The following is a 22,532-nucleotide window of genomic DNA, read 5'->3' as shown; positions in this document are numbered from 1 at the left end:
GTTCAAGACTCCTTGCCGCGCCGGCGCAGCCGCTCGGAAGCGCTGTCCAGCCACAAATAGATAACCGGGGTGGTGTAGAGCGTCAGCAATTGGCTGAGCAGCAACCCGCCGATAATGGAAATCCCCAGCGGACGGCGCAGCTCCGAACCGTAGCCACTGCCCAGGACCAGCGGCAAGGCCCCGAGAATGGCCGCCAGGGTGGTCATCATGATCGGCCGGAAGCGGATCAGGCAGGCCCGGTGAATCGCCTCGCGGGCACTGCGCCCGTGCTGGACCCGCTCGGTAATGGCGAAATCGATCATCATAATGGCGTTCTTCTTGACGATCCCGATCAGCAGGATCACCCCCACCAGGGCGATGATCGACAGCTCGGTGCCGGTCAGCAGCAAGGCGATCAGCGCGCCGACACCGGCCGAGGGCAAGGTCGAGAGGATGGTCAGCGGGTGCATCAGGTTCTCGTAGAGCATCCCCAGCACGATATACACCGACAACAGGGCCGCGACGATCAGCAGCGGCTCGCTGGCCACCGACGACTGGAACACCTGGGCCGTGCCGGCGAACTGCCCGACCACACTGGCCGGCATGCGCAACTGGGCCACGGCATTTTCCACCAGCACCGTGGCCTGGCCGATGGAGGTGCCCGGCGCCAGGTTGAACGAGGCCGTTACCGCCGGGAAGGTACCCTGGTGGGCAATGGAGATCGCCGTGCGCTGGATGCCGGTATCCGACAGCGCCGACAGTGGTACCAGCGTCTTGCCGCTTGCCGAAAGCGTTGTAGCGTTGGCCACCTGGCTGGAGCTCACCGGTCCGGTCGGGACATAGATCGACTTGAGGGTCTGTGGATCGGTCCAGTACGGCGGCGCCACTTCCATCACCACGTGGTACTGGTTGGCCGACTTGTAGATGGTCGAGACCTGGCGTTGGCCAAAAGCGTCGTAGAGGGTCTGGTCGATATTGCCGATATTGACCCCCAGGCGGGCAGCGGTGTCGCGGTTGATGCTGATGTTGGCCAGCAGGCTGTTGTCCTGCTGGTCGGTGTTGATATCGGTCAGTTGCGGCAGGGTATGCAGCACCGCGACGACCTTGGGCACCCATTCATCCAGGGTGGCCTGGTCATCGGCGGTCATGGTGTACTGGTACTGCGCCCCGCTCTGCCGGCCGCCGACCGTGATGTCCTGGGCCGATTGCAGGTACAGCCGGGTTCCCGGCAGGTCACCGAGGGCCTTGCGTACCTGGGCGATCACCTGGTCGGCGCTATCCTTGCGCTCACCGACCGGCTTGAGGGCAATAAACAGTTGGCCGCTGTTGATCGCACCGCCACCACCGATAAAACCACCGACAGTTTCGACATTCGGGTTCTTCGACACGGTCTGGTTGATCTTGCTGAAGGCCTCTTGCATCGCCGCATAGGAAATACTTTGTGGCGCGATGATGCTGCCCTGCAGCCGCCCGGTGTCTTCCTGGGGAAAGAACCCCTTGGGCACCAGCACATAGAGCACACCGGCAAGGACGATGACCAGCACGGTCAGCAAGCCCATCAAGGCCGAATGCTCGACGACCCAGAGCAGGGTCCGGTCATAGAAGCGATGGAAGCGCGAGTCCGGGTATTCGTGATCCGAGCCCGTCTCCTCGCTCGGGCGCAGCAGGATGCTGGAGAGCATCGGCGTCACGGTCAGGGAGATCAGCATCGAAATCAGGATCGCCACCGACAGCGTGATGGAAAACTCGCGGAACAGCCGCCCGACGATGCCGCCCATCATCAGCAAAGGAATGAAGACTGCAATCAGCGAGACACTGATGCTCAACACCGTGAAACCGACCTCCTGCGCCCCGGCCAGTGCCGCCTGCACCCGGCTTTCGCCGCGTTCCAGGTGGCGCATGATGTTTTCCACGATAACGATCGCGTCGTCCACCACGAAGCCGGTGGAAATGGTCAGCGCCATCAGCGACAGGTTGTTCAGGCTGTAACCGAGGAAATACATGGCGCCAAAGGTGCCGAGCAACGACAGCGGCACGACGATGGCCGGCACCAGGGTACTGCGCCAGTCGCGGAAGAAGCCGAAGGTCACCAGGGTCACCAGGAAAATCGACACCAGCAAGGTGACTTCCACATCGTGCAACGACGCGCGGATGGTGGTGGTGCGGTCCAGCAGGATATTGAGCTTGATCGAGGCCGGGATCGAGCTTTGCAGGAACGGCAACGAAGCCTTGACCGCGTCCACCGTCTCGATGACGTTGGCCCCCGGCTGCTTGAACACCACCAGCAGCACCGCCGGCCGGCCGTTGGACAGGCCGAAGTTGCGCAGGTCCTCGACATCCTCGCGGACATAACCCAGATCGGCGATATGCACCACGTCACCGTTGCTCTGCTTGACTATCAGCGGCGCGTAATCCTCGGGTTTGAACAGCATGTCGTTGGCGCCGATCCCGTAGGACTGGTCGTTGATGGACAACGCACCCTTGGGCAGGTTGGCGTTCGAGGAGGTAATCGCCGCGCGCACCTGCTCCAGGCTGACACCGTAATGGTTGAGCCGATCCGGATTGAGTTCGATACGCACCGCCGGCAGCGCCCCGCCGCCGACGTTGACGTCGCCGACGCCGCTGGTCTGCAGCAGTTTCTGCTCGAGCAAGGTCGAGGCCACGTCATACATCTGGCCCGGCGTGGCACTGTCGGAGGTCAGGCTGATGATCATGATCGGCGAGTCGGCCGGGTTGACCTTGCGGTAGGTCGGATTACCCGACAAATCGCTGGGCAGGTTGCTGCGGGCGGCATTGATGGCCGCCTGTACGTCACGGGCGGCGCCGTCGATATTGCGGCTCAGGTCGAATTGCAGGTTGATGCGGGTCGAGCCCAGGCTGCTCGACGAGGTCATCTGGGTCACCCCGGCGATCTGCCCGAACTGCCGCTCCAGTGGCGTGGCCACCGACGTGGCAACGGTTTCCGGATCGGCGCCCGGCAGCGAGGCGCGCACGCTGATGGTCGGGAAGTCGACTTGCGGCAACGGTGCCACCGGCAACAACAGGAAGGCCAGCCAGCCGAACAGGGCCAGGCCGACCGCCAGCAGGATGGTTGCAATCGGGCGTTGGATAAACGGCGCGCTGATGTTCATCGGCATCAGCCCTCAGTCTCGGCGTGACGCTTGCTGAAGCGACGTTCCAGCTGGTTCATCGCCAGGAAAATCACCGGCGTGGAAAACAGCGTCAGCAACTGGCTGAGCAACAGCCCGCCGATGATCGCGATGCCCAGCGGATGGCGCAGCTCCGAGCCGATGCCGGTGCCCAGGGCCAACGGCACCGCGCCGAACAGCGAGGCCATGGAGGTCATCAGGATCGGCCGGAAACGCAGTTCCGCAGCCTTGCGAATCGCCGCCACCGGGTCGAGTCCGTCGTTGCGCTGCAACTCAAGGGCGAAGTCGACCATCATGATGCCGTTCTTCATGACGATCCCGATCAGCAGCACAATGCCGATCAAGCCGATGATGTCGAACTGGGTGCCGGTGATCAACAACGCCAGCAAGGCGCCGAGGGCCGCCGAGAGCAAGGTCGAGAGAATGGTCACCGGGTGCACGAAGCTCTCATAGAGAATACCGAGCATCAGGTAGACCACCACAATCGCCGCCACCACCAGGAATATCTGGTTCGACAGCGAGGACTGGAAAGTCGCGGCGGCGCCCTCCAGGTTGGCCTGTACCGTCAATGGCAGGCCGACGTCTTTTTCAATCTGGTCCAGGCGCGTCACCGCCGCGCCCAGGGTCTGGCCGGGAGCCAGGTTGAAGGAGATGTCGGCATAGGGGAACTGGCCCAGCCGGTTGATGGTGATCGGGGTGCGGATCACCTGCTGGGTGGCCATGCTCGCCAGGGGCGTCACGGCACCGCTGCTGGTGGTGACATAGAGCCCGGTCAGCAAGTCGGCGATATTGCGCGGTGGCCGGTCGGTGGCCATCACCACGTGATACTGGTTGAGCTGGGTGTAGATGGTCGACACCTGGCGCTGGCCAAAGGCGTCGTACAGCACGTTATCGATGGCCTGTGGCGTCACGCCCAGGCGGGAGGCCGTGGCACGGTCGATATTGATCTGGATCTGGTTGCCGAACTGCATCGCCTGGCTTTGCACATCGCTGAACATCGGGTCCTTGCCGATGGCCGAGAGCAGTTTGGTCGTCCACTCTTCCAGGACCTGCGGGTCGGTGGCCTGCAAGCCGAGGCGGTAGCTGGTGGTCGAGATCGTCGCGTCGAGGGTCAGGTCCTGCACGCTGTGCAGGTACAGGCGCACCCCGGAATCATCGGCATTGGCATCCGACAGCCGACGAATCACCACCGCCGCGCTGTCGCGCTCGCCGCGATCCTTGAGGTTGATCAGCAGGTTGCCCTGGTTGATGGTCGGGTTGGTCTGGTCGATACCGACAAAGGACGACAGGCTGGCCACTGCCGGGTCCTTGAGAATCCGCGCGGCCAGCTTCTGCTGTTGCAGCTCCATCTGCTGGAACGACACGGTGGGCGAGCCTTGGGAAATACCCTGGATCAGCCCGGTGTCCTGCTCGGGGAAAAAGCCCTTGGGCATGACCACGATGATGAACAGGGTCAGCAGCGCGGTGAAGACGATGGAAATCAGCGTCAGGGTGCGGTGCAGCAGTATCCAGTCCAGGCCACGCACGTAGTAGCCGTTGATCTTGTCGAAAAAGTCCGGACGCCGCTCCCCGCTGTGATTGCGCAACATGCGCGAACACATCATCGGCGTCAGGGTCAGGGAGATGATCGCGGAAATCACGATGGTCACCGCCACCGTCATGGCGAACTCGCGGAACAGCCGCCCGACCACATCGCCCATGAACAGCAGCGGGATCATCACCGCGATCAGTGCCACCGACAGCGAGATAATGGTGAAACCGATCTGTGCCGAACCCTTGAGCGCGGCCTGCAACGGTGTATCGCCCTCCTCCAGGTAACGGGTGATGTTTTCGATCATGACGATGGCGTCGTCGACCACGAAACCGATGGCAATGGTCAGCGCCATCAGGGTCAGGTTGTTCAGGGAAAAGCCCAGGATGTAGGCCACCGCCAGGGTACCGATCAAGGTCAAAGGCACGGTGACGGCCGGGATGATCGTGGCCGGTACATTGCGCAGGAACAGGAAGATCACCAGCACCACCAGCAGTATCGCAACCCCCAGTTCGTACTGGACGTCGGTGACCGAGGCGCGAATGGTCTGGGTGCGGTCGGTCAGCACGCTGACCTTCAAGGTCCCCGGCAAACTGGCGCGCAGCGTGGGCAGCAGTTGCTGGACCCGGTCGACCACCTGGATCACGTTCGCGCCCGGCTGGCGCTGGATATTCAGCACGATCGAAGGCGTGTCGTTGGTCCAGGCCGCCTGCCGTGGGTTTTCCGCGCCCTGGATCGAGGTGGCGATCTGCGCCAGGCGGATCGGCGCCCCATTCTTGTAGGCGATCACCAGGTCGCGGTATTCCTCGGCCGACTGCAACTGATCGTTGGCGCCGATGGAAAACGCCTGGAACTTGCCGTCGATATTGCCCTTGGCCTGGTTGACGTTGGCCGCGCCCAGGGCGGTGCGTACATCCTCCAGGGACAGGCCCATGCTGTTGAGCGCCGAGGTGTTGGCCTCGATCCGTACCGCCGGGCGCTGGCCGCCACTGATGGTGACCAGCCCGACCCCGGAAATCTGCGAGATCTTCTGCGCCAGGCGGGTATCGGCCAGGTCCTCGACCTTGGTCAGGGGCAATACATCGGAGGTCAGCGACAGCGTCAGGACCGGCGCATCGGCCGGGTTGACCTTGCTGTAGACCGGTGGGTACGGCAGGTTGGCCGGCAGGAAGGTACCGGCGGCATTGATCGAAGCCTGTACTTCCTGCTCGGCGATATCCAGTGACAGCGACAGGTCGAATTGCAGGGTGATAACCGAAGCACCATTGGAACTGGTGGAACCCATGGACTTGAGGCCGGGCATTTCACCGAACTGGCGTTCCAGCGGCGCAGTGATCGAGGAACTGATCACATCCGGGCTGGCCCCGGGGTATTGGGTGAAGACCTGGATAGTCGGGTAATCGACTTCGGGCAGGGCCGAAACCGACAGAAAGTGATAGCCGAGCAACCCCAGCAGGAAGATGGCGACCATCAACAGCGTGGTCGCGATGGGGCGCTCGATAAAGGGTCTGGAGACGTTCATGAGCAATGACTACCTGGCCGGCACAAATAGAGTGTCTGAGACATTGCTGAACTCACTGGCTGACCACCTTCACTGCGGAGCCGTTGTCCAGTTTGTCGGCCCCTTCGGTAATCACCTGCTCGCCGACTTTCACGCCATTGTCCAGCACCGCCGTCAGGTCGCCACTGACCGGCCCGCTCTTGATAGTGCGCAGGCTGGCCTTGTTGCCCTGTACCACGAAGACAAAATCACCCTTGCTGCCGTGCTGGATCGCCAGGGTCGGGACCACCGCAACCTGCTGCAAGGTATCGGCCTTGAGCCGGGTATTGACGAACTGATTGGGGAACAACGCATTGCCGGTGTCGTTGAATTGCGCCTTGACCCGTACCGTGCCGGTGGTGGTGTCGACCTGGTTGTCCAGGGCCAGCAAGGTCCCGCTGGCCAGCAGGTTATGTTTGTTGCGGTCATAGGCCAGGACATCGACCTTGCCCTTTGTCATTGCCTGATCGATGGCCCCCAGATCGTCCTCCGGTACCGCGAACACCACGGTTGCCGGGTTCATCTGGGTGATCACCGCGATCCCCGTGGTGCTACCGGCGGAGACAAAGTTGCCGGGGTCCACCAGGCGCAGGCCGACGATGCCATCCACCGGCGAGGTGATGGTGCAATAACTCACCTGCACTTGCAGGTTCTGCACCGCCCCATCGTCAGCGGCCACTGTCCCCAGTTGCTCTTGCACCGTGGCGACCTGGGTATCGAGGGTTTGTTGGCTGACCGAGCCGACCTTGATCAATTCGCGAAAGCGCGCCAGGTCACGCTGGGCATTGACCAGCACCGCCTGGTCGTGGGCGAGCACGCCCTTGGCCTGGGCCAACTGGGCCTTGAGCGCGCGGTCATCGATGCGCGCCACCACCTGGCCCTTGTTGACCCGCTGGCCTTCCTTGAAGTCCACCGAGGACAGGATGCCGGAGACCTGGCTGACCATGGTCACGCTACGGGTCGGCGTCACCGTGCCCAGGGCATCGATATACACCGGCACATCCATCAACTTGACGGCGACGGCCGTCACCGGATCGCCCACCGAAGGCGGTTTGCCCTTGGGCTTGTTCAAGCTGTGATAAAGCACCCAGCCTCCCACCAGAAGCCCCAGCACCACGACCACCAGCAGAATGCTTGTTCCCTTGCTGTGCTTCACTCATCTCTCCCCTGGGGCTTGTTTCTTTACGGGTAACGGCCACTGGCCATGCCCCTGAAGATTAGTCTGCTATCGAGGTTGCGCCCGGCAACCTGAACCTAAGCTTTCTGGGGCGGTACGCCGATCGTGAAACTCTTGTCAGTTAAGCAAGTGACGAGCGGCGTGGAGAAATGCCCGCGCGCGGCCGGGCGCGGCCTAGCCTTTACGCCTTCTCATTCGAAATAGTCTGAAGTTCCCCAAGTCGTCGGGTCGGCAGTCAGCTCCGTTGGTGAAGACGTCACGGACGTCCAAACCATGGAGCAGCCCGTCATACGGATGGATGCCACATCGATCACAAACGACACAGGCAACCCCTGTCTCCCTGATCAGCCTCAGGATTGACAAGGGAGGCGCGGCCGCTTAACAATCAGACCAAGTCATACGATGACAGACAATTAAAAACAACAATAAAGAGTCCCTAAAATGAGTCGAACCAAAACCCTTCAAGGTTTCGCCGGTGCCGCACTATTGATGATCACCCCACTGACCTGGGCCAACACCTACGTCTACGTCTCCAATGCCAACGACGGCACGCTCAACAGCTATGAGCTGTCGGCAAAGGGGCAATTGCAGCCGCTGGCCACCACCGACGTCGGGGCCGGCGTGATGCCCCTGGCGCTGAGCCCCGACCGCAGCAAACTCTATGCGTCCATACGCGCCAAACCCTATTCGGTAGCGACCTACGCCATCGACCCGGCCAACGGGGCTCTCAAGCACCTGAAGAACGCCAACGTGGCCGACAGCCTGGCCTATATCTCGACGGACAGGGCCGGTCGCTATCTGTTTGGTGCGTCGTACGGCGAGGACCTGATCAGCGTCAACGCCATCGATGCCAAGGGTGTGGTGAGCGATGATGTACGACAAGTCATCAAGACCGGCCCGAACGCCCACTCGATCATTGTCGATAAGACCAATCGCTTTGTGTACGCCGCCAGCCTGGGTTCCGATCAGTACCTGGAATTCAGGTTCGACGCCGTCAGCGGCAAGCTCACGCCACTGGGGCATATAGACATGCCCAAGGGCAGTGGTCCCCGTCATCCGGTGATCTCGGCTGATAACCGCTTTCTCTACCTGCTCAGCGAAATGGCCGGCACCGTGACCACATTCGCCATCGACCCGAAGAGCGGACGCCTGAGCGCACTGTCCGAAGTCAATGCCATCCCCGCCGACTCGGGCCTGGTACGCGGCATCGCCCGACCGATGATCAAGCCTGGCCAACCGACACCGCCACCGCTGGCGGCCAACCTGATCTGGGCCGCCGATATCAAGCTCACTCCCAACGGGCGCTTCCTCTACACCTCGGAACGCACCGGCAGCACGGTCAGTGCCTTTTCGGTAGACGGCAAAAGCGGCAAGCTGAGCTTTCTGCAGAACATCAAGGTCGAACAGCAACCGCGGGGGATCACCGTCGATCCGTCGGGGAAATGGCTGCTGGTGACCGGAGAGAAAAGCCCTGAGGTGGGTGTGTATGCCATCGACCCGCTACACGGCACGCTGACGCGTAGCTCCGGTGCACCTTCTGGCAAGGGCGCCAACTGGGTGCAGGCAGTCAGCTATCCGTGAAGTGCCGGGGAGAGGCACGACCACCCTCGCCTCTCCCTGCTGGTCTCAGGACAGTGAGTAGTCAAACTGGTAGGAATGCTGACCGTCCTCAATCGTGATCACCAGGCGACCGGCAAGCCCTGCAAGCTCCCCGGTAGCGGAATCAGGCACAACGTTAATGGACTGCTCCGCTACGCCGCGAGTCATGGAGGAGCTGTGCTGCAATACAAAGCTGCCATTGCGCCCCTGAAGCGTGCCGGTCACCGTTTCCATCGCCACGTAGCCGGCGGAACCCGGCACACTGCTGCGCAAAGAAAGCATTTCACCTTGACTGGTCGCCACGAGGTCGCCCTGGAAGACCTTGTTGAAGGACATGCGTCCAAGACCTGTCCCGGTAGCCGGTTCGCTAAGGGTTTCGGGGTTTAGTCTGATTTCAAAAGAGCCATTTGCTTGTGTGCTTTTCATGGAGTGTTCTTCAAGAAAGGAATGGGTGACTTCCATACTGATAAATTGGATTTACCGGATTTCGGCTTACAGCGCCTTGGTGTTCAGCAAGCGTACGCCCAGACCGATGAATATCGCCCCGGTGGTGCGCTTCAAGGCCACGACCCAATGCGCGGCGCTGAGGCGTTTACTGAATCGGTAAGCGGTGTAGCAGTAAACCGAATGGACGATCACTACGATAGCTGCAATGGTCAGGTACATCATCAGGAACTGCCCGGGAATGGGCCGATCATGATCAAGAAACTGCGGTAAAAAAGCGCAGAGAAAAATCAGCGTTTTGGGGTTGCTCGCGGAGACCAGAAACGCCTCCATACCAATGTTCCATTTCGATGACGGTGGACTGGTTTGCGGCTCACCTTCTGACCGGACCACTGGCGTACGGGCCAATAATTGGCGCAACCCGAGGTAGATCAGATAACCGGCGCCAATGACTTTTAACGCCAGGAATGCCGTAGGCACGGCAATGAGGATAGCACCCACGCCCAGTGCCACGCCGCTGGTCACCAGCAACTGAGCGACAAGGTTGCCGAGCAGTGTTACAGCCATGGCTGGGGGCCCATGGCGCAAGGTATTGCGTACGACCAAGAGTACGTTTGGACCGGGAGACAGGGTCGTTGCCAGGTAGGCCAGGGCGAAAGTAAACCAAAGGTGCAGTGCCAAAGGGAAAATCCTTAATCCAGTGGGAATTGCCAAAGATGCTGCCAGTCGCATGCAAGTGGTACGCCACCAAGGTCAGCCTCAAAGGCTGATCATGATCACGACAGCCTGCACATCGGAGCAACGGATGGCTACTATGTGCAGACTGATCTCCAGCGGCTGCCCTCCTCGTCTTTCCCTGGCGGTCCAGCCTACCGATCAGAGCGATCAATCGGGTGATTGTTCAACGCGGACGCTAGCTGATTAGAGGGAGACGCGCCCTCAAGCAGTGCGTCCACCACCGCACGCGCTACCTCCACCGAATGCAGCATGCCCCAGAACAGCGCTCGCTCGACGGGGTTGGTGTGCAGGCTGATTTCATCGCCGTTGAGTTCTGCTGTTTCGAGAAGGTTTGAGACGTAGGTCAGTGCGTCCTGGGCGTTGATGCCCGGTTGAATGGCAAACAGTGTGGGTTTGTACGGGGCTTCGGGAGTGACGGGTTTGGCGCAGGTGAATGCGAGGGTGTCGAGCAAACGGGGCTCGCTGACCGGGACCTCCTCATTTCCGCTGGTAGAGAGATCAGAGATCTTACGCAAGTAGATGTCTTTGTCGGTGGTGCTGAGCGCGCTGCTGATCGGATGTGAATCGGGAGTGTTTTTTTTGGTCACGATAAAGCTCCTCTGCTACGAAAAGGAACTCTGTTATTCCGGGCTGCAAACCCCGTATCGCTGAATTTGCAGCGACACTTGAACAGTAGCCCTGACGTTTGGCGCACGCAATATTCTCCCATGCCTGAAACGCGTGGGAAATATGAGTTTTTTCTGGAGGTCATTTCGCATGCTGATTGGACGCCACTGAGCGGTGTCTTAGGAACAAGAAACCGCCTGGTTCTTGCGATGGATCGTCCATCGGCGATCCATGCTGGCATAAATACACCGTTACAGAAGATCGCGTGAACGCTACCACTGCTCAGGTATAGGATTGCACGACAGTAAGTCAGTGGCGTAATTGGCTATGATGTTTATTGAAACTCCAATCTTCAAGAGAGCTGCTTGATGACGATGCTTATGCGAGCTTTCAGAAGGCCTTGGTATTGGCTCCATCGGCTGGCGATGTCATTGAAGGTACTGGCGGAATCAGGAAAATCCGCGTGGCGGCTAAAGGCCATGGTAAGCGGGGTGGTGCTTGAGTGATTTACTACCATTTTGTCTCTGCATCACAGATAGCTCTGCTGATGATCTATGCAAAGAATGAACAGCAAGACCTGACCGTCGACGAACGCAAGGCGTTGAAAGCGGTTATTGAACAATGGAGATAACCATGAGCAAATTCTTTGATGAGCTGATGGAAAGTGTGCAGCAAATGGACGAAATCGTGCGAGGTGAGCGTCAGCCCTCTCGCGAATTTACCGTCGACGCCTTGCAGATCAAAGCGATTCGCAAGGCTACTGGACTGAGTCAGGCCAAGTTCGCCGCGATGATCGATGTTCAGTTAGGTACCCTACGTAACTGGGAGCAAGGTCGACGTGAACCCACTGGCCCAGCGAAAGCCCTTTTGAGGGCCATTCACAACGATCCTGTACATGTGCTCAACGCCTTGACGGTTTGACTGAGTCCTTGCCAGCCTCCTGCATCAGAAAGATGCTGACTCAGCACGCTGCAGCAACCAGCTCAAACTCGTAAGTAGCAGATGTATTTTCTGCTGAACAGCAAACAATCACGACATTATCGCTGATCAATTTCTATCTTCTTGAGCTAACGACAACGAAGTGTCGCGGGTTACAGTTACAGTCGTCAGTAAATGGATCGAAATAGCTGCCTGCAATGACGATAAAGCCGATGAAGCCCCCAATGTGGATGCAGCCGAACAAGCCATCCGATTCTCAGGAGAAAATGATGCAAGCACTACCCGTCTCCCCATCAATTCTGGGTGAGTCACTTGAGCTGCGCCCGCTGGAAGCCGGGGATTTCGAATCACTTTACCGCGTCGCATCCGACCCATTGATCTGGGCTCAACACCCGAGCCCGACGCGCTACCAGGAACCTGTCTTTCGCGAATGGTTTAACGAAGCCCTTACCTCGCAGAGCGCGCTGGTCGTTATCGACCGTGACAGCAACAGCGTAGTCGGTAGTTCTCGCTACTATGAGTTCAGCGAGGAAAAACGTGAGGTTGCTATCGGATACACCTTTCTAGCCCGGGAAAAATGGGGAGGCCGTGCCAATGGAGAACTTAAACACCTGATGCTCAAGCATGCCTTTCAGTGGGTCGACACCGTTTGGTTCCACATTGGCAGTCAAAACATTCGCTCGCAGCGGGCAGTGGAGAAGATCGGTGGGACGTTCTCCCATAAATCAATAAAGCAGCTCCCTGTGGGTCAGCAAGAAAACTATTTTTATAAAATTGAGCGGGCAACATTTGAGGGTTGACACCCGACTATTCGCCCACGGCGAAAAGTGGGACTCCACTTTTTGCTCCTTTTTCCGGGTTTTGCAAAACGATACTGCCAGAAACTGACAGAGGCCTGACGTAGGCTGAGGCCTCTCATTTCTGTCAGGTCAAATCATGAAATTCTCGTCTGTCCGCCTCGTCACCGGTAAGTTCGAACACCTCGTCCAGTTCTATCAAAATCTCTCGACCATTGAGCCCAGGCATCTTGCTGACGGGTTCGCCGAAATACACTTCGACGGAGTCGTCCTGGCGATAAGCGATGAGCGCCTGATCCGTCTTCATAACAACGGATTGGCCGTCGCCGCCAGCAACCGCTCGGCAATCCTGGAGTTTCAAGTGGATGACGTCGAGGCCGTGCTGCTTCGGGTCAGTGATGCGGAAGTTGTGATGCCAATAACGATAATGCCATGGGGCAATACCTCCCTGCTGCTCCGTGATCCGGATGGCAGCCTGGTAAACATCTTTTCAAAACCATCAAGCTGATCCAAAGCGGGCGGTTTGGGCGCGGCAGGGATCAAGGAGGTCGCGAGGTTCGACACCCGCCCTCAATGACCTCCAATCGGTGAACTATAACCGTCCGCAGGTATCAGACTAGCCAGCGTCAATTAAAAACAGTTCCCATGACCAAGGATGACCATCATGACTGTAGATATCAGCAACTTCGACATCGCCACACCATTGCCGACGTCAGCCACCAACCCGGTAGCGCTGGAGCTGAACGGTACTATGGCTCTCGCAGAGTGCCCTACCGTAATAACCCGGCTGCCAGATGGATCTATTCAGCTCACGGCCCCTACCAAGGGGGCATCCAGCAAGAGTACACATCGAACGCGCTGCGAATGGAAAGAGCCGATTTACTGGACCCTGCTTAGCGCCGCCAATCATTGGAACCGGCAAGAGATGACCCTGGTGAAGGTGAACTCGGCTCAGAAGGTCGTGGTTTCACAGATGCACGTTCAGGACGATGTAGACCCGGCAATCAAGGTGTTTTGGGAGAAGAACTCACTCACTTATGCATTTCGAAAGGAATTCAACGGTGCCGACCCAACGCCTGCATTTCTGCTGGGTAACGTTGCGTTAGGTGCGAAGTTCAAGGTGAGCATCCATAGCAACTCTAAGGGCGCGATTATCGTGAGCGCCAGTAGCGGCGGTCAGTCTGCCTCCTCTCCAACGCTTCAATTGGGAAGCTCCTGGCTGTCCAAATCCTTTGATTTCCATGGAGGGATTTACAATCAAATTGACTATACGGATACCACATCGCCAACCGACGGCTCAATTTGCATTATCAGCCAACTGTCCGTGACTCACGTTTAATCTGGCGTTAGCCGCAGCCCAATACTGCTCTATTCGCTGGATGACTGAACTGTTCGTTACCAATTGGCCTGTGTACATCGACTGGAGCAGCGGGAAATGAGCTGGCCCGGCAGTTGTGCCGGGCCAGTGGCGCGCTACAGCGGTGCGGTGGACAGCATTCTTAAGGCGCTTTACATACTTTCGCAGCAACCGGGTCATTCGGGATAAACGAATCCGGCGCGCCAGGCTTCAGGACCACATACCCACGCTGCCAAGGTTGATCGTCGACCAGACTCCAGCGATGCCCCGAGCCGGTATTGTCTTCGGCGACCAGCACTTCACCCGGATGCAGGGTGAATTTCTCACCGGTTTTGGTCACGAACGCCAGGGTACCGGACAATGTAATGACGTACTGAGGCTCCGGGTCCTTGTGCCAATCAAAGGAGGTATGCGCCGGGGTTTGCTTGAAGTGAATGGCGGTCACGTCGTTGCGCATGTGCTGGTCGACGGTCCCTTCCAGTACGTGGGAGTTGTTATCCGCGCCAGTGCAGAGTTTGAATGCCTTGATGGTATCCGTGGGGGATGTGGCCGCTTGTGCGCCACCCAAGGTAGCGAGGGTGATTACGACGGCACCCGCTGTGCGCAGGCTCAGCCTGCCCAGACAGTGAATGACCGTGTGCTGCGGTGAGCGTTTCTTCTGAAGCATGGAGCCAGTTTTCCTCGTGCTGAAGTAGCGTGATTGGCGTTTACTACGGACCATGGTCCGTGTCATCGCGTCGAGGGACAACTAACAAATGTTTCATTAGTGCAAGGAAGTTTTAACCGGGTTGGCGCAGGCTGCGGCATCGCGATCGTTTGATCCACATGGGTGCCCGGCAGGATTACTGCGGAGTAATCACAAACCAGTCGATCACCCCGACCTCACTGTTGGCCTTGATGGCCACCAAAGCTTCAGCGCCGCGCCGCTGGAGGATAGAGCGGCCCTGAGCGACCTTTTCACCCGTGCGCAGATTGATCGCGTCCTGTTCACCGGAAGGACTGAACAGCCAGGCGCCACGGGCATTTCCCCGAACTCGCGTACCCGCGGGGTAACGCCAGTCCCCTAGCGTGGCAGGCTGCGCCAACTGCCCTTCCCAACTCTCAGGCTCACGCTGTGGATCCAGGGTCATGCGCAATGCGGCCAATTGAAGTCCATCGAGGGCAATGTCCAGGTTGTCCCCGTCCTCGGCCCTCAGCATCCAGCCCGAACCGGCGCCATGCACCACCGTACCCGCCGGCCAGTTCACACCGGCAATACTCTCGCCAGGGACCAGGTCGCACCCGGAAAAATGCCAGCGGCTTGGCCGGTAGGTGTCCTCCATTTCTCGCCTGAAGGTCGCCCAACTGCCGGCGACACAGTGCCAGTCTTGCACGAAATGGTCATGCTCCAAGTGGACACGGGAGTTGTCATAGCCCGGCGCAAAATCAATCGCCACCACCGGCAACCCCAGGACCTCGAAGGATGCGGGCAGCTCAATGGACTTCAAGCTTTCAAGACCGTGTGCCTGGGGCTTTGCTTCCCAATCCAGAGGTTCCAAGGTACCGAGATGGGCCTGGCTGCCCGCGGGAAAATGCAGCTCGCCCAGGTGCAGATCAACCAGCAATCTAGGGTTCAATGCCTGTTGCCGGGCTTGCTCTTCATCATCGATACGCTGGAAGTCCCGCCACATCGCTCCGCCCAACCCGACAAACACCAGGGCCACCGCGATCAAGCACGTATATCGCCGAGGATTGCGCCGCAGGTGACGCCGGGTCGATGCGAACAGCAAAGCAACCAGGACCCACAGCAACCCGACACAGCTCATCGCTGTGAGCAATACCAGCAGGGAAATAAATAGAATGACGGATGGATCAGGACCGAAAATCATAGAAACCAGATGCTCACAGGGGCGGTATTGAAAATGCTCTTCACCTTACCATGGCCCAGAAAATGCGGAAAATGAGGGCCGATTTACTTTCACATCATTATCACGATGATGGAAAATAAATCTGGGCTTTTTCCGTGGGAGGCGCGGAGTTAATTTCTACGCCCATCATTCTGTGACTGCGCACCGAACACTATAGTAAAGAGCGAATCCACGAGTATTGAAAAGTTTTTTGCTCCGATCTGTGTTGTCGTCTTCTATAACTACCAAATCCGAGATCTGAACAATAGGTACATATGGCAGATTCTTCAATTTGACTAGAGTTTATACCCTCAGCTATCAAAAGAAGCATGCAGTATCTGGAAAGGCTCAGCCAGGCTTCCCCATGCGTAGCAATGGCAGAGTTCGCACTATGAGCTGGTCGGCTAGAAAACCATGGGGGTTGATCACCTGCCCACAGTGCACCCTGAATAGATTCTATATCACGAATCATTTGGAGTTGTACCTCATAGCAGCACTCCATGATGCAGGGGCCAAGGGCCACTTTCAAGCTGCTCTTATCAACCCCAGCAAGAGAAAAAGCGCTGAACGAGTTTTTTATAATTCCAGTGGATAAGCCTTTCCAGCCCGCGTGAATCGCAGCTACAAAAGGCTCAGCAGTGGAGCTCACCAGAATGGGCAGACAGTCTGCTGTTATGATTGAGATGGGTCTTGATGACCTTGTAAAGACTGCATCGGCGGCTATTTTTCCCGACTCATCATCTGAGCCCACTTCAACCACCGTGTTGGAGTGCTGTTGATGCAGGTGCAACAAATTAGCAGGCAGGCTATCTTGCATAGCGACATTAAAGCCGTGCTCGATATAAGTGATCGCCGATAATTTTTCAGATAAGTACACTAAGAGTCACCTTGATGTAATAAGCTTATGCACTTTCACTCCATGCATCTATCTCGGGCCACGCACGGAGCCAATCATACATGATGGCTTCGCTGTCAGCGAACTTCAGTATAGGTGCTGGCCAAAAGATAAAATATTTCAGTCGGCACATGGTTTCGACACAGGGTGTGTCAGCGTCTACTACCAGATCCAGTAGGTATAACGAAATAATTCGAGAGCTATACCTTCTTTCCGCGAAACACGAAAGGTAATTCCGTGTCCCTCATGAACCCTCCCAATGGGTTCATGAAAATCAGCCTTTATCAGATCGCGCCATACTGTTTCTGCAAAGTATCCAACCTCGCCTGCTCCCCCTCACTCAAACCACTAGCGTCAAAAAGCGCCTTACCATCTGGCCCATCCAACCTATAGACCTCAACAGAGACATAGGCACTGGCAGGCGCTTCAATATGGCCCCACTTGCCGTATTTATCAGGCAGAAGCTTCCAAACAGCGCCCTCGCCCGCTTCCAGCCCGCCACCAATGTCGTAGCTGAAGACATCAACAAACCACGGCACGGCTCTTTCAGGGCTGGCAATGGTTGCCTTGAAATACGCGCGGGAAATCGGGTGGGTGGTGCCGTTCTGAACCGTCAACTCGATAATCGGCTGAGGGATATTCGAGTACTTTTCAGCCTGGCTCAGTATTCTCGACTTGGGCACGGTGAACTTCGACAGTTCAGCCTTGGCTACCGCAGCAGCGGCCACCTTGGACTGCAGCGCCTTGATCTCCAGCAAGGCCTGCTCCTTTTGCTTTTTATCCCTTTCAAAACGAATGTTGTTGGCCAAGGTGTTCAATTCGGCGGCGGTCTTGCCGTTCATGCTCGAATTGATCTCCTGCTCCATGACGTCAGCCGACTTGTTCACAAGATCCATTTTGCTCAATGCAATAAGCATCAGGTCGGCCGCGAACTGCTTCTTTTCCTCAGGAGAGAGCTTTTCAGCTACTTTTTTCGTGGACTCCTGCAACGTCGCCTCTGTTGTGGCATCGAGCCTGGGATCTCCACAACCCGCCAACAACACCGCCACGAGCCCAACGAGCAACATCCGTTTCATCTGATTTCATCCCTATAAAAAACGGACTTTAGCAAAAGGCCACTACCTCGTCACCTTTAACAGGTGCTCTTATGATTTTAAGGATGCCCGGCGGAGGAAATGGCCGAAAAGCGGCGGGAGCGATGTTTTTCGGCAAAAAAAGCCCCGTAGACGGATCTACGGGGTTTTAATCGGGCAACGGCCTGATCCTGAAGAAGGCTGTGGCGAACACAAAAAACAGAGCCCGATATTGAAATATTTCAAGGACCTAGACGAGCTAGCAAGACGCTCGCATATAACATGCGGGCGCCTTAATATTGATGCGACAGATCGAAATTTGCGGAATCTATCATGCTGTAGTTATGCTGATATCCTGATATATTGCTACTATGAGGATTTACATAATCAAAGGTTTGCAAAAGCACAGCACGACAAGTACCTTTCCTCAAGAAAGCAACGTGTGACAGATCTTGGGAAACCGCAGTACCTTTTATATTTGCAATATAGGCATTATCATAATCCGATATTGAGGCAATAGCATTTTTCAGGAAATCCCCGACTGACTGCGCACTGTCGTCATAATCGACACAATTAAGAAGATAGGCCCACCTTTTCTGGTCATCTACGGACTCTATATAACCACAAATTCGATGACTGCCGTTAAGAAAAGCCTCCTGCATAGCCACCGTGATTATTTTTACGCTTTCACTAATAGTGGAGACAGTGTAAGTATCGAACTGAGTAATTGCACCCCCTGCCCACCAACTCCCTTGGAAAGGGATATTTTTTTCGCTGTAATTATCAATTACTCCTTGCTCTCGAGGAACCCAAGCTAAATAGTCAGACACAAGCTCATCACTAGGAGGCCTTTGTTGGAGCTTTTCACTGACAGCAAGAATCTGCTGATTATAAGGCATAGCCAGAAAACTGCCCAAATTAGGCCCCGGGTATGCACTGGGCGGAAAATAATCTTCACGATACTTCTGAGTTTGCGTAACGTAATCTTCAATTGTAAGAAATTGGCTCATGACAGTGCTCCACTTAATAAACTAAGAGGGATGCTTATCTTTACGCCCAAGCCGCTTCAAACCACTAGAATTGAGAGGAGCTACTACGAGTCGCCAGGATTCGCGTATTACCCGACCAAGTCTAGCCCTTCCGTAAGCAATGTCAAATTGTCGCCAGAGAGAAGGCAGTAGTCAGCCACTGTTTATTGTTCTATCCCGGAATGGATAAGGCCGACCCGAAGCTACTTGTTCCATGAAGCCTTTCACTTACTTACTCTAGAAAAAGCAAGCCAGCGCTTATTCCTCAACAACAAAAACACTTCCTTCTCCTTCCTCCCCAAGCACACATAAAAAATGTAAAGCATGAAAGCAACATATTAAAAACAAATTGTTTAAAACAAAAAACCTGCCATAAGCCAACACTACACAACAAAAAAACCCAAATCCAAAAATCTTAAACCTGAATACAACCACGAACTAGATTTCAGATTTCCTTCTCCAACAATTGAAATAAACGAGGTTGTGGCCTTTCCACCTGCCGAAATTTATGATGTCTAACAGTGCTCAGCGACGAAAATAGCCGAAAGCGGCGAAAACGACACTTTTCAAGCAAAAAAAAGCCCCGTAGACGAATCTACGGGGCTTTTGAATAGTGGAGGCCGAGGTCGGAATCGAACCGGCGTAGATGGATTTGCAATCCCCGGATAAATTGTTATTTTTCATGAAGTTACATTTAGATCAGTTCCGTAACCTGAAATTCTAGGTGCATCTGGAGACCTTTAAAATCAAGGGGGGAGCCTTTGATTGCGGAACTGATTTCACCCTCCACCAGCGTTCTGCCGAACGAACACTGATCCCGAAAAATTCCGGGCTCCACTGCTACGCCGCCACCATCACGAAAACCCAATCATGCCAGGTTGGGGTAAATTTTCAGTGAGGTTGAGGACCAGAGCAGCCTGATGACGACAGCAAAATCAAAGCGACCGCTTCAACCTTCTACGCAGCCGGAGGTTATCCGCGGCCAAAGCGACAAGCGCGACAATGTTCAAAACTGAAAATCCATCAGCGCCGGCAAAATGCCAGAATGCCCAGGACACGACGGCCACCACCAGAGCGGCGAGAAGCAACAGAATGGAGTCCTTCATGCGATTCCCCTGGCGTTGCGATACAACTGACGGCCTGGCAATTCAGGTTTGTACACGCCTGGGTACTGTATTAGGCAGGCACTCAGCCAACCTCGATCAAGGTTGTTGGCCCGGGCCATGGCCAGCACATCGGCGATGGATAGCCCCCCAGAAAGACTCCGACCAGTAGCGACGGCGATACTGCCAATCACGGCCCCCACATAAAACGCTGCTGAGCAGGCGCCGATTATGGCGAGTTTTTCAAGGCGAGTGCCAGCACTGATCAATTCACCGAGGGTGACCGTTTTACCGAACTTGTCTATTTGAGTAAGGAGCGTCGAAGCCGTGGCCACTGCGGTGGACACAGTGCCGAAGAGCGACTCGGGCGCAGGAAGGCCCAACCCGTCCATATTTTCTTTAAAATAGTCGTAGAAAGTTGCCATTCATCAATCCTTTTTTACCTACGGTCCTTGTGGGTAGCAAGCCTAATGGATTGAAAATCAAAGCTCAACCGCGCAGCCACATAGAAGAGTTAACCCCAAACGCACCGACAGCATCGTCCCCTAGTGGTCTGAACGGTTAATCCATTAATTTATTTTTCATCACGCTCAGCTTCGCCCTGGACTGCTGTGACCGCGAAGCTATCGGCTGGGTCGCCAGCACGACTAGCTATAGCGGCACAGCATTACACAACCTGGCGATTGCCTTCGAGCACTACAACGAGCAGCATCCACGCAGCGCCCTCAAGTACTGATCTCCGAGAGAGTTCAGGCGCTTAAAAACGGCATCAAATTAACGAGGGGCTGGTGTCCGGTTTTGTATGGGCTAGTCCAGTTGGCTCCCCATTTAAAAAGAGAGGCTTTACGCCCCCCCTTTTATTGTAGAGGCCCGCTCAAATCGCTTCTAGCTTGAATACCTTATGATCCTCCGCCAGCAATACTGAATATGAATAGGAGTATCCTCTGCTTATTAAGGAGTTTCCCCCTCGGACTGTAGAATAAAACGCTGAGTGAAATCACTAAAATCATATTTAGTAAGGATTGGCGATCCGTTCGTTAGAGGAAGGCGGACGCTTAGATAGCTTTTGTCTTGTACTATATTGCATATATTAAAAATCCCGCGACCATCTGCAACATCCGCGATCAAAAAAAGCCACTTTTGATCATCGTTTCCGCTGTAAGTTCTAAGGAATACTTTTTCTTGGCTTGCTACATAAGTCATGTATAGGTGACTATCTGGGTAAGACCGAATGTGATAAAACGCGCTCTCCCCCACCACCTGGAGATGAAGTGTCCACAATGAGCGAGGAGGAGGAGTGCTATGACTAGTAATGAAAATCTGCTCACCGGTTGGGGCGTAAGCATATAGATAAAACTGCAAATCTGCAGTGGGGATTATTTTTATTATTGTATCTGCCTTTATTTCCGCTAGGCTTGATATAGTCTTAAGCGTTTGATCCGTAGCTGCAGGTTTAGGGGCGCGGGTACTCTTGCTCATGACAGTTCTCCTTGGCTTACTGGTTCTTGCTGATTGAGGTAACAGCAATGAAGACAGCAATGGCGAAGAACTGAGGGGGCTTGCCAACGACTGGCTGACACATAATACCTGCCCTCAAGTGTAGCCTCCTTGACGAAAGGCGCCAGAAAGCGCGAGCAAGGTTTTCGATAATAGGCAACCGAGCCAGGATGGAGCATTCAGAACGAAAGGAATGTAGCGGTCCCCACAGCCCGGTTGCTTGAACGTTTTGGCTAGCCCGGGTTGAAGACCCAGGCTGTAAACGTGGCTCGGCTGAGCGCGCGGTTCATTGACTCGCTGATATGGATGTCGCCAAAGACAGACTCGGCACCTTGGGAACGGCAACACTACGAATCCGACGCGGGGTGATGACGAAAAGCATGACGACCTCCGCACTGTACAAAAAACAGTGTTGTACTCAGCAATCAATGATTTTCAATTTCCTGGCGACCGAAGCGCTCCTCAGGCTGATCTACATTGAGTAGATACCGGGCAACGGAGGATTCAAAATGTGTGGCCGGTTATCGCAGTACCGTGGCATTCACGATTTCGTCGAAGTGCTCAGCATGCCTGGGGCTCTGGCGAACAACGTCGGTGACCAGCCACCGGGGCGCTACAACGCGGCACCGACAATGCAGCTCGCCCTCTTGCACATAGGAAACGCTATACGCCGACCCTGTGCGCTGGAGCTGGAGGCCCCACAGGGCGACAGACCACGCTGCACCGATGAATGCTCCGGTCGAGAAAGTCGCTCACAACCCTTTCTTCCGCCAGATCTGGCCACACCGCGCTATATGCTCTATCGACAACTGGTTCGAATGGGTCTATGAAGGCGGCCCAAAGAAACAGCCGTATCTGATTCGACACCAGGATGGTTCGCTAATCCTATGCGCATCGATCGGCCAGTTCCCTCATTCAGGCGATGAGCCCGGAGATCACGACGGTTTCGTGATCATCACCACCGACGCCCAGGGCGGCATGGTCGACATTCACTACCGGCGTCCGGTGGTTCTGTCGCCGGATCTGGCCCAAGAATGGCTCGATCCGGCAACATCCAAGGAGCACACCGAACAGATGGCACTACACCAGGGCGAGCCCGGAGACGTGTTTGAGTGGTTCAAAGTCGACACAGCCGTGAGCAACGTGCGAAACCTGGGGCCTGAACTGATAGAGCCGATCTGAAGCTACTTGCCC

At 56.1% G+C, this 22,532-nt stretch carries 19 protein-coding genes and 2 pseudogenes; 7 read left to right on the top strand and 14 right to left on the bottom strand.

Annotated elements, in window-relative coordinates:
- Nucleotides 1–2 precede the first annotated feature (2 nt).
- Genes M5C56_RS12115 through M5C56_RS12105 form a run of 3 tightly spaced genes read right to left on the bottom strand, consistent with a single transcriptional unit; the run spans nt 3 to nt 7,316 of the window.
- Complete coding sequence (locus M5C56_RS12115; RefSeq protein ID WP_281438761.1) at nt 3–3,116, bottom strand: efflux RND transporter permease subunit; 3,114 nt, start codon at nt 3,114–3,116, stop codon at nt 3–5.
- Nucleotides 3,116–6,181, bottom strand: coding sequence for an efflux RND transporter permease subunit (locus tag M5C56_RS12110; RefSeq protein ID WP_103497476.1), 3,066 nt, complete (start codon nt 6,179–6,181; stop codon nt 3,116–3,118). Before M5C56_RS12110 ends, M5C56_RS12115 begins: the two co-directional genes overlap by 1 nt.
- 52 nt (nt 6,182–6,233) lie before the next feature.
- The gene (locus M5C56_RS12105) at nt 6,234–7,316 is read right to left on the bottom strand and encodes an efflux RND transporter periplasmic adaptor subunit (protein ID WP_247263154.1); all 1,083 of its coding nucleotides are present in this window, start codon (nt 7,314–7,316) and stop codon (nt 6,234–6,236) included.
- Nucleotides 7,317–7,817: 501 nt separating this feature from the next.
- Between M5C56_RS12105 and M5C56_RS12100 the strand changes: the two genes are divergently transcribed.
- Nucleotides 7,818–8,957 (top strand): lactonase family protein, encoded by a 1,140-nt coding sequence (locus tag M5C56_RS12100; RefSeq protein WP_103497477.1) that lies wholly within the window; start codon nt 7,818–7,820, stop codon nt 8,955–8,957.
- Between the two features lie 45 nt (nt 8,958–9,002).
- Here M5C56_RS12100 and M5C56_RS12095 read toward each other — a convergent pair whose 3' ends face one another.
- The 3 genes from M5C56_RS12095 to M5C56_RS12085 all read right to left on the bottom strand — a co-directional run bounded on the left by M5C56_RS12095 (nt 9,003) and on the right by M5C56_RS12085 (nt 10,672).
- Nucleotides 9,003–9,401 carry a DUF3224 domain-containing protein gene (locus M5C56_RS12095; RefSeq protein ID WP_103497478.1) on the bottom strand — a complete coding sequence of 133 codons (399 nt, stop codon included), beginning with the start codon at nt 9,399–9,401 and terminating at the stop codon, nt 9,003–9,005.
- Nucleotides 9,402–9,467: 66 nt separating this feature from the next.
- Entirely contained in the window at nt 9,468–10,151 is a 684-nt protein-coding gene (locus M5C56_RS12090) for a LysE family translocator (RefSeq protein WP_247263118.1), read from the bottom strand.
- A 137-nt stretch (nt 10,152–10,288) separates the two neighbouring features.
- Complete coding sequence (locus tag M5C56_RS12085) at nt 10,289–10,672, bottom strand: hypothetical protein (protein ID WP_103497492.1); 384 nt, start codon at nt 10,670–10,672, stop codon at nt 10,289–10,291.
- Nucleotides 10,673–11,090: 418 nt separating this feature from the next.
- Here M5C56_RS12085 and M5C56_RS12080 point away from each other — a divergent pair.
- From M5C56_RS12080 to M5C56_RS12060, 5 genes and pseudogenes are all read left to right on the top strand, one after another.
- Nucleotides 11,091–11,394 (top strand): annotated as a pseudogene (locus tag M5C56_RS12080) (type II toxin-antitoxin system RelE/ParE family toxin).
- A 2-nt stretch (nt 11,395–11,396) separates the two neighbouring features.
- On the top strand, nt 11,397–11,684 hold the full coding sequence (gene nadS / locus M5C56_RS12075) for a NadS family protein (RefSeq protein ID WP_103497480.1): 288 nt from the start codon (nt 11,397–11,399) through the stop codon (nt 11,682–11,684).
- 287 nt (nt 11,685–11,971) lie between these two features.
- Nucleotides 11,972–12,502: a GNAT family N-acetyltransferase gene (locus M5C56_RS12070; RefSeq protein WP_103497493.1), complete on the top strand. Its 531-nt coding sequence runs from the start codon at nt 11,972–11,974 to the stop codon at nt 12,500–12,502.
- A 136-nt stretch (nt 12,503–12,638) separates the two neighbouring features.
- The gene (locus M5C56_RS12065) at nt 12,639–13,007 is read left to right on the top strand and encodes a VOC family protein (RefSeq protein ID WP_103497481.1); all 369 of its coding nucleotides are present in this window, start codon (nt 12,639–12,641) and stop codon (nt 13,005–13,007) included.
- A 156-nt stretch (nt 13,008–13,163) separates the two neighbouring features.
- Nucleotides 13,164–13,838, top strand: coding sequence for a polysaccharide lyase family 7 protein (locus M5C56_RS12060; RefSeq protein WP_103497482.1), 675 nt, complete (start codon nt 13,164–13,166; stop codon nt 13,836–13,838).
- A 160-nt stretch (nt 13,839–13,998) separates the two neighbouring features.
- Here M5C56_RS12060 and M5C56_RS12055 read toward each other — a convergent pair whose 3' ends face one another.
- From M5C56_RS12055 to M5C56_RS12020, 8 genes are all read right to left on the bottom strand, one after another.
- Entirely contained in the window at nt 13,999–14,523 is a 525-nt protein-coding gene (locus M5C56_RS12055; RefSeq protein WP_103497483.1) for a hypothetical protein, read from the bottom strand.
- Nucleotides 14,524–14,698: 175 nt separating this feature from the next.
- Nucleotides 14,699–15,559 (bottom strand): hypothetical protein, encoded by an 861-nt coding sequence (locus M5C56_RS12050; protein WP_247263155.1) that lies wholly within the window; start codon nt 15,557–15,559, stop codon nt 14,699–14,701.
- A gap of 355 nt (nt 15,560–15,914) precedes the next feature.
- Complete coding sequence (locus tag M5C56_RS12045; protein WP_103497485.1) at nt 15,915–16,619, bottom strand: polyphenol oxidase family protein; 705 nt, start codon at nt 16,617–16,619, stop codon at nt 15,915–15,917.
- Nucleotides 16,620–16,921: 302 nt separating this feature from the next.
- Nucleotides 16,922–17,713, bottom strand: coding sequence for a DUF6694 family lipoprotein (locus M5C56_RS12040; protein ID WP_103497486.1), 792 nt, complete (start codon nt 17,711–17,713; stop codon nt 16,922–16,924).
- A 290-nt stretch (nt 17,714–18,003) separates the two neighbouring features.
- Nucleotides 18,004–18,720, bottom strand: a complete 717-nt coding sequence (locus M5C56_RS12035) for a hypothetical protein (protein ID WP_103497487.1) — start codon at nt 18,718–18,720, stop codon at nt 18,004–18,006.
- 953 nt (nt 18,721–19,673) lie between these two features.
- On the bottom strand, nt 19,674–19,844 hold the full coding sequence (locus M5C56_RS12030) for a hypothetical protein (protein WP_247263119.1): 171 nt from the start codon (nt 19,842–19,844) through the stop codon (nt 19,674–19,676).
- On the bottom strand, nt 19,841–20,266 hold the full coding sequence (locus M5C56_RS12025; RefSeq protein ID WP_103495025.1) for a hypothetical protein: 426 nt from the start codon (nt 20,264–20,266) through the stop codon (nt 19,841–19,843). Before M5C56_RS12025 ends, M5C56_RS12030 begins: the two co-directional genes overlap by 4 nt.
- A gap of 526 nt (nt 20,267–20,792) precedes the next feature.
- Entirely contained in the window at nt 20,793–21,320 is a 528-nt protein-coding gene (locus M5C56_RS12020; protein ID WP_247263120.1) for a hypothetical protein, read from the bottom strand.
- 527 nt (nt 21,321–21,847) lie between these two features.
- Here M5C56_RS12020 and M5C56_RS12015 point away from each other — a divergent pair.
- A pseudogene (locus tag M5C56_RS12015) lies at nt 21,848–22,520 on the top strand (SOS response-associated peptidase family protein).
- The last annotated feature ends 12 nt before the right edge of the window (nt 22,521–22,532 follow it).

The organism is Pseudomonas sp. MWU13-2862 (assembly GCF_023242495.1).
Lineage (GTDB): Bacteria > Pseudomonadota > Gammaproteobacteria > Pseudomonadales > Pseudomonadaceae > Aquipseudomonas > Aquipseudomonas gingeri_D.
Note: the sequence above shows the minus strand (reverse complement) of the source record. Positions and strands in the feature narration are given on the sequence as shown.